This is a genomic window from Lentibacter sp. (genome assembly GCF_029254145.1).
Lineage (GTDB): Bacteria > Pseudomonadota > Alphaproteobacteria > Rhodobacterales > Rhodobacteraceae > Lentibacter.
The window spans coordinates 1-5,581 of record NZ_JAQWYD010000033.1 but is presented as its reverse complement, the minus strand read 5'-3'; the positions used below and the strand labels follow the sequence as shown (position 1 = coordinate 5,581).

At 53.8% G+C, this 5,581-nt stretch carries 9 protein-coding genes and 2 pseudogenes; 3 read left to right on the top strand and 8 right to left on the bottom strand.

All coding sequences use genetic code 11. The features are described 5' to 3' along the window. The 6 genes and pseudogenes from P8O11_RS04025 to P8O11_RS04005 all read right to left on the bottom strand — a co-directional run. A partial coding sequence (locus P8O11_RS04025; RefSeq protein WP_300291896.1) for an uL14 family ribosomal protein occupies positions 1 to 176 on the bottom strand: 176 nt, incomplete at its 3' end. 76 nt (positions 177 to 252) lie between these two features. Beyond that, positions 253 to 483, bottom strand: a complete 231-nt coding sequence (gene rpsQ / locus P8O11_RS04020; protein ID WP_089887382.1) for a 30S ribosomal protein S17 — start codon at positions 481 to 483, stop codon at positions 253 to 255. Between the two features lie 13 nt (positions 484 to 496). After that, positions 497 to 700: a 50S ribosomal protein L29 gene (gene rpmC, locus P8O11_RS04015; RefSeq protein WP_089887380.1), complete on the bottom strand. Its 204-nt coding sequence runs from the start codon at positions 698 to 700 to the stop codon at positions 497 to 499. Positions 701 to 862: 162 nt separating this feature from the next. Continuing rightward, positions 863 to 1,042, bottom strand: a pseudogene (locus P8O11_RS13765) (DUF6552 family protein); the annotation flags it as partial. Between the two features lie 76 nt (positions 1,043 to 1,118). Beyond that, positions 1,119 to 1,613 (bottom strand): ClbS/DfsB family four-helix bundle protein, encoded by a 495-nt coding sequence (locus tag P8O11_RS04010; protein WP_300291891.1) that lies wholly within the window; start codon positions 1,611 to 1,613, stop codon positions 1,119 to 1,121. 162 nt (positions 1,614 to 1,775) lie between these two features. After that, the gene (locus P8O11_RS04005; RefSeq protein WP_300291889.1) at positions 1,776 to 2,276 is read right to left on the bottom strand and encodes a ClbS/DfsB family four-helix bundle protein; all 501 of its coding nucleotides are present in this window, start codon (positions 2,274 to 2,276) and stop codon (positions 1,776 to 1,778) included. Positions 2,277 to 2,385: 109 nt separating this feature from the next. On the opposite strand from P8O11_RS04005, the gene P8O11_RS04000 reads away from it, so the two are divergent. The 3 genes from P8O11_RS04000 to P8O11_RS03990 all read left to right on the top strand — a co-directional run bounded on the left by P8O11_RS04000 (position 2,386) and on the right by P8O11_RS03990 (position 4,512). Beyond that, positions 2,386 to 3,006 (top strand): TIGR02466 family protein, encoded by a 621-nt coding sequence (locus P8O11_RS04000; RefSeq protein WP_300291887.1) that lies wholly within the window; start codon positions 2,386 to 2,388, stop codon positions 3,004 to 3,006. Between the two features lie 116 nt (positions 3,007 to 3,122). Continuing rightward, on the top strand, positions 3,123 to 3,839 hold the full coding sequence (locus P8O11_RS03995; protein WP_300291885.1) for a hypothetical protein: 717 nt from the start codon (positions 3,123 to 3,125) through the stop codon (positions 3,837 to 3,839). A gap of 133 nt (positions 3,840 to 3,972) precedes the next feature. Further along, the gene (locus tag P8O11_RS03990) at positions 3,973 to 4,512 is read left to right on the top strand and encodes a DUF3800 domain-containing protein (RefSeq protein ID WP_300291883.1); all 540 of its coding nucleotides are present in this window, start codon (positions 3,973 to 3,975) and stop codon (positions 4,510 to 4,512) included. Positions 4,513 to 4,938: 426 nt separating this feature from the next. Here the strand turns inward: P8O11_RS03990 and rplP are convergent, their stop codons facing one another. Beyond that, positions 4,939 to 5,352 carry a 50S ribosomal protein L16 gene (gene rplP, locus P8O11_RS03985; RefSeq protein ID WP_089887370.1) on the bottom strand — a complete coding sequence of 138 codons (414 nt, stop codon included), beginning with the start codon at positions 5,350 to 5,352 and terminating at the stop codon, positions 4,939 to 4,941. Positions 5,353 to 5,366: 14 nt separating this feature from the next. Further along, a pseudogene (locus P8O11_RS03980) lies at positions 5,367 to 5,581 on the bottom strand (30S ribosomal protein S3); the annotation flags it as partial.

The window sequence follows — 5,581 nt, the reverse complement described above, 5'->3', positions numbered from 1 at the left end:
TTACGCACGTCACCCTTCTTTACGCGACCGCGTGGGATGGCTTCCTTAACGGATACGACGATAATATCGCCGACCGAAGCGTAACGACGCTTGGAACCACCCAGAACCTTGATGCACTGAACTCGGCGAGCGCCTGAGTTGTCAGCAACATCCAGATTTGTTTGCATCTGGATCATATGGTTTCTCCTGACCTATGGGGGGCCGATGCGTGGCCTTTTCCCCAGGGTTTCTAATATTGGTTGCTCTAAAGGCTTACGCCTCCAGAATTTCCCAACGTTTGGTTTTTGAACGGGGCGCACATTCGACGATCCGCACTTGGTCACCTACGTTGTAGGCGTTCTTCTCATCGTGAGCCCGGTACTTCTTGGACTTACGGATTGTCTTCTTCAGAACAGGGTGTGTGAAGCGACGCTCAACAGAAACCGTTACGGTTTGCTCGTTTTGGTTGCTTGTTACTACGCCTGTGAGGATACGCTTTGGCATAACTCAGGCTCCCTTATTCTGCAGCCGCAGCGGCGGCTTTTTCGTTGAGGATTGTCAGCACGCGGGCTGTTGTCCGCTTCACTTCACGCACACGTGCGGTGTTTTCCATTTGGCCTGTGGCCGACTGGAAGCGCAGGTTGAAGCTTTCTTTCTTGAGGTTTGACAGCTCTTCTTTGAGCTGGTCAACCGACTTGTCACGCAGGTCTGATGCGTTCATGGTTATTTCCTTTTTCAACATCACTGGTAGGCCGCAAGCAAGCGTGACCCTGATTCCAGTGGAGTTCATGGGTAGAAGTGGGCCGTATAGGCTCCTTTTGGTGTGCTGGCAAGCCCTATCGGGAAAAGCTTTTGCGCCTGTCCCACAAGAGTTCAGATAGCCTGCAAAGAGTGAGACAAACGCCCCGACATGGACAACCATAATCGCACGGTCCTTCCACATCACTCCAACGGCAAACCAAAGCAAGATACCAATAAAGAAAGCAAACACATTCCACGGCACAATATTGAGCCCCGCAAGACCATAGCCAACAAGCTGGACGGCAATGGCAACCCACTTCACAACATCGACAGCTTTCACAAGAGTCCTGTCGCGCTGGCCCCTTAGCCCAAGGCGTAGGGTCCTATCTCACACATATTTAAGCCACAAGAGGCTTCATGCGCTTGCTGATATAACGCCGCGTGGTGCGGTAATGCCCTGCCCCAGCAGCTTCCGCCCAGCGGCCCATGCTCCAGTTGTTGCGTACACCCTTCATAGGGCCTCCGTAGAGCGCAGTGTCGTCAAGCTCATCCACCAGCCCCATCAGGCGCTCATGCGCAGACCCGAGCAATGTCCGCGTCTCAGGCCAGCTCAGCTCTTCTTGCCATGTGCGCAATGTGGTCGGACTAAATTTCAGATCACGCGAGCAGTATTTCGTGGGCGGGCCGTCGCGCCCTGCCTGTCCGTCGGCATACCAGCCAAGCACAAGCCCGATCGCCAACGCGCCATGCGCCACAACATCTTTGATAGATTGGCCGTCAGCGTCCAGTTTTTCCGCCACATCATCAGGCACACATTCCAGCGTGAGCATAAGCTTGCTCCACTCCGCCCGAGAGATACCAACTAGATCAACCTTTGTTTGAGCTACGCGCATGACTCCACCCCTTAAACACGACTCATGTTGAAATTTTTGCAGGTATTTGCATACCGCACAATCTATTCTGGAAAACCGTCAGCGCTCTACGCGGATATTAGCCTAGTGGCTCAACACGTTTTGACCAGCTCCTCCCGCAGTCGTGCATTTAGGGTCTTTGCATCACTGCTTCATATCCCGAAGCCTCTTTAGGACATATTTTGAAGCCAGCCGGAGATGGCTTGCACCAGCGGCCTCAGCCCAACGTCCCGTGCTCCAACTGTTGTGTGCGCCCTCCATCGGCGCGCCATATAGCTGCACATCACTCAAGGTTTCGATGAGCGAGACAAATTCTTCATGCGCAGTGTCAAGGCGCGCCAATGCTTCCGTCCAAGACACATCCTTCTCACGCTGACGCAGAGCCAAGCTATAGCGCTTCAGTTCGCTCCTACGATAATTTTTCTTGGGAAAGAGCACGTCGATCGTTTGCCAGCCGTCATGATAACACCTCAAAAACAAACTGATCCAATGTGCCCGATGCATAACAACATCTTTGACGCTGAAGCCCTCTTCGTCTGGCAAAACGGCCAACTCTTCGGGAAAATCTTTCAAGAGCAGGTAAATCCGATCCCACTCCTTAGCCGTGACTTTCATCAGTTCTGATTTGTTATGTGCTATAGCCATTCGTCCCTCCTGATCGCATACCGCACACAATTATCACCCTTAACGGCTCAGTCCTTGCCATAGATCATATACGCTGGTCCTTTTTCATGTCACAGGATATCAAATCCTCATGTCAGATATAGAACCCCTCTTCGTGACCCGCCTCTACCGTGCCGCCCTGTCCGAGCACGGACCCGCCATCAATCCAGACGAGCTGGAAAGCTCCTGCTACGGCATTGCTGATGATGACGAGGCAGGCCAGCAATGGTGCGAAGACAATGGCTACCCGGGCTACACCTCTTACGCCTCCCTCACAGACCTTGGCTGGCGCTCGCCTGTGTTTGCCGATCTGATCACCTCGCTTGATCTGCACGTTGCCGCCTTCGCAAAAGCGCTGGAGCTGGACCTCGGGGACGGCAAGCTTGAGCTTGAAGACCTCTGGATTAACATACTGCCCGAAGGCGGCATGCATTCCTCCCATATCCACCCGCACTCAGCAATCAGCGGGACAACCTATGTCGCCATGCCAGACGGCGCGTCAGCTCTCAAGCTGGAAGACCCCCGTTCCGCCCGCATGATGGCCGCACCACCGCGTCTCAAAACAGCAGGCCGCGACGCACAGACATTTGTCTACGCCGCGCCCAAAGTCGGTGATGTGCTCCTCTGGGAAAGCTGGCTGCGCCACGAAGTCCCGATGAACATGTCCGAAGACGACCGGATCAGCGTCTCATTCAATTACAAATGGTCATGACGGTCTAATCGGGGACACGGTGACAGTTTCACAAGAATTGTTTCCAAATTCCCGATTTTCGCCACATTCCTAGGTGATTGTCTCTCAAAATAAGATTTGAAGAGGCAGTCTCCCCCATGATCACCCTGAAGCACACCGTGTTTTCCGTTCTCGCGCTCACAGCTCTCTCAGCCTGTGGAAGCATTCACGAAAGCCCGACGCGCAGCCAAGCCACGCCGATGGCCTTCGCCGCGTCCTCGCAATACGCAGAAATTGACGCGCAGGCCGCAAGCCTCAACCGTATGGCCGATGAACTGGTGCGCAAATCCACAGGCAAAGGAGCCGTGATCGGTGCTTCATTGGGCTGTGGCCTCGGCCTGATTTCAGCCAGCAGCGCACAAAAGTGTGTTGCAGGCGCAGTGGCGGGCGGTGTCGTCGGCGCGGTTGTCGGCCACGAGCACGGCAAACGCAAAGTTGCCGCACGCGTGGCCCAAGTCTCCAAACAAGAGCTGTCAAACACCTTGCTCGATGCGGGCAAACAACTCAGCGAGATCAAACAGACCCTCCCCCAAGTGCTCGCTCAGCAAAACGCCGAGCTGGCGCGCCTCAAACAACAAAAGGCCGCCAACGCACTCTCCCAAGAAGAGTATGACGCCCGCTTCAACGCCATCCGCGACGCCCGCGCCGCTCTTGCTGCGGCGCTCTCAGAAAGTGCCGAAAAGGCCCGCGTTTCCGCAGACAACCTCGGCACAGCCGCCTCCCAAGGCCAGTCAGGCCTCATGTGGCACATCGGCGAAGCCAAACGCCTTGAAGACGACAGCATGTCCACACGCTCCCAGATCACCCTGCTGTAAACTGTAGGGTGGATGCCAAGCCACCACACCGCCCCCAACAGAAAACCCCCGCCTGATTGCTCAGTCGGGATATTGCAGTTAGGTTTCAGGTCACGGTTGCGTAATTTCTCATGATAAGCTGGCTTAGCTATTCATGTCTCCTCAGGACGAAATTGTATTGTTTCACCATTATACACTTTTTGTGGACGAAGCTGGCGACGACAAAGTCGACAAACTGAAGCCCTTGAATACTCAGGGTAACTCAGAATGGTTGTGTCTTGGCGGATATTTGATCCGCTCGGAAGATGAAGCATCTCTTGAACGACGGCGCAACGACCTATGGACAGCAATCTTCGGTCAAAAGGGCCGCCCAATTCACTACCGGAACCTAAAAGACTTCAACAGGCTGCGCGTTTGCAAAGCGCTTGCTCAACATTCCGCTAGGGCGTTTGTAGTATGTTCATTCAAAGAAACTACGGTCGGGCATGAAAATCACCGCGCAGCAAGATCAGGAACTGCCAGCTCAAGCAGTCAGTACTTTTACAACTTCGTTGTCCGTCTTCTTTTGGAACGAGTGACCGAGTATGTCGCAAAAGATGCAGCAAAACACGGCCTCGAAAGCCCTAAGCTTAATATTGTCCTTGCTAGCCGCAAAGGCCATCATTTCGGGCACTTCAAAGCGTATGTGCTTTAGCTAAAGAGACAAGGGGAAGCAGGATCAACGTTCTTGAACACAAGAGAGGTTCAGCACAAGGTCCTTGAGTACGATTTGGTTCACCGCCGTGTAGCCAGACAGTCTGCTGGCTTACAGATAGCGGATATAGTCGTGAGCTCAATGTTTCAAGCAATTGAGAGGGCATCGCCAAGCGCAGCGCGGAACCAGCAATGGCTTTAAAACCAATAATTGCAGGAAATAGATATAAACCCAACGGGAAACTATACCGAAGAAACGTCGGCCTGACGCTTTATCCGCCACAGGCACAAAGCCTAATTACAAACTGTCAAAAAGATTTTTTCCGACACTTTGGCTTTGAATTCGAAAAAACCCCCACCTGATTGCGCAGGCGGGGGTTCTTCTAATTTAGCTCTGTCCGAAAGCGCCTAGGCGCTTCCGAGCTGCTTACCAATCTTCGCGTACAACAACGCGTGATTTGATCGGCAGCTTCATAGCCGCAAGGCGGAGCGCTTCGCGTGCAATATCCTCGTCGACACCGTCGATTTCAAACATAACACGGCCAGGCTTAACCTTGGCAGTCCAACGGTCCACAGAACCCTTACCTTTACCCATACGAACTTCGATGGGCTTGGCTGTGACAGGCACATCCGGGAAGATACGGATCCAGACACGGCCCTGACGCTTCATGTGACGCGTCATCGCACGACGAGCTGCTTCGATCTGGCGGGCTGTTACGCGCTCAGGCTCAAGAGCCTTAAGACCGTATGTCCCGAAGTTCAGATCGGAGCCGCCTTTCGCAAGACCCTTGATCCGGCCTTTGTGCTGCTTGCGGAATTTAGTGCGCTTTGGTTGAAGCATATCCCAGCCCCCCCTTAACGACGGCCGCCAGCACCACGAGGTGCAGGGCCATCTTGGAATTGTTGCGCGCGACGATCATGAGCCTGTGGATCGTGTTCCATGATCTCGCCTTTGAAGATCCAGACTTTGATGCCGATGATGCCATATGCTGTCATGCCTTCGGCGTGAGCATAGTCGATATCAGCACGCAGTGTGTGAAGCGGAACGCGACCCTCACGGTACCATTCGG

Coding starts and splice junctions, on each gene's coding strand:
- P8O11_RS04005 (WP_300291889.1), bottom strand. CDS start 2,276: ATGGCTATAGCACATAACAAATCAGAACTGATGAAAGTCACGGCTAAG.
- P8O11_RS03995 (WP_300291885.1), top strand. CDS start 3,123: ATGATCACCCTGAAGCACACCGTGTTTTCCGTTCTCGCGCTCACAGCT.
- P8O11_RS04010 (WP_300291891.1), bottom strand. CDS start 1,613: ATGCGCGTAGCTCAAACAAAGGTTGATCTAGTTGGTATCTCTCGGGCG.
- P8O11_RS04000 (WP_300291887.1), top strand. CDS start 2,386: ATGTCAGATATAGAACCCCTCTTCGTGACCCGCCTCTACCGTGCCGCC.
- P8O11_RS03990 (WP_300291883.1), top strand. CDS start 3,973: ATGTCTCCTCAGGACGAAATTGTATTGTTTCACCATTATACACTTTTT.
- rplP (WP_089887370.1), bottom strand. CDS start 5,352: ATGCTTCAACCAAAGCGCACTAAATTCCGCAAGCAGCACAAAGGCCGG.
- rpsQ (WP_089887382.1), bottom strand. CDS start 483: ATGCCAAAGCGTATCCTCACAGGCGTAGTAACAAGCAACCAAAACGAG.
- rpmC (WP_089887380.1), bottom strand. CDS start 700: ATGAACGCATCAGACCTGCGTGACAAGTCGGTTGACCAGCTCAAAGAA.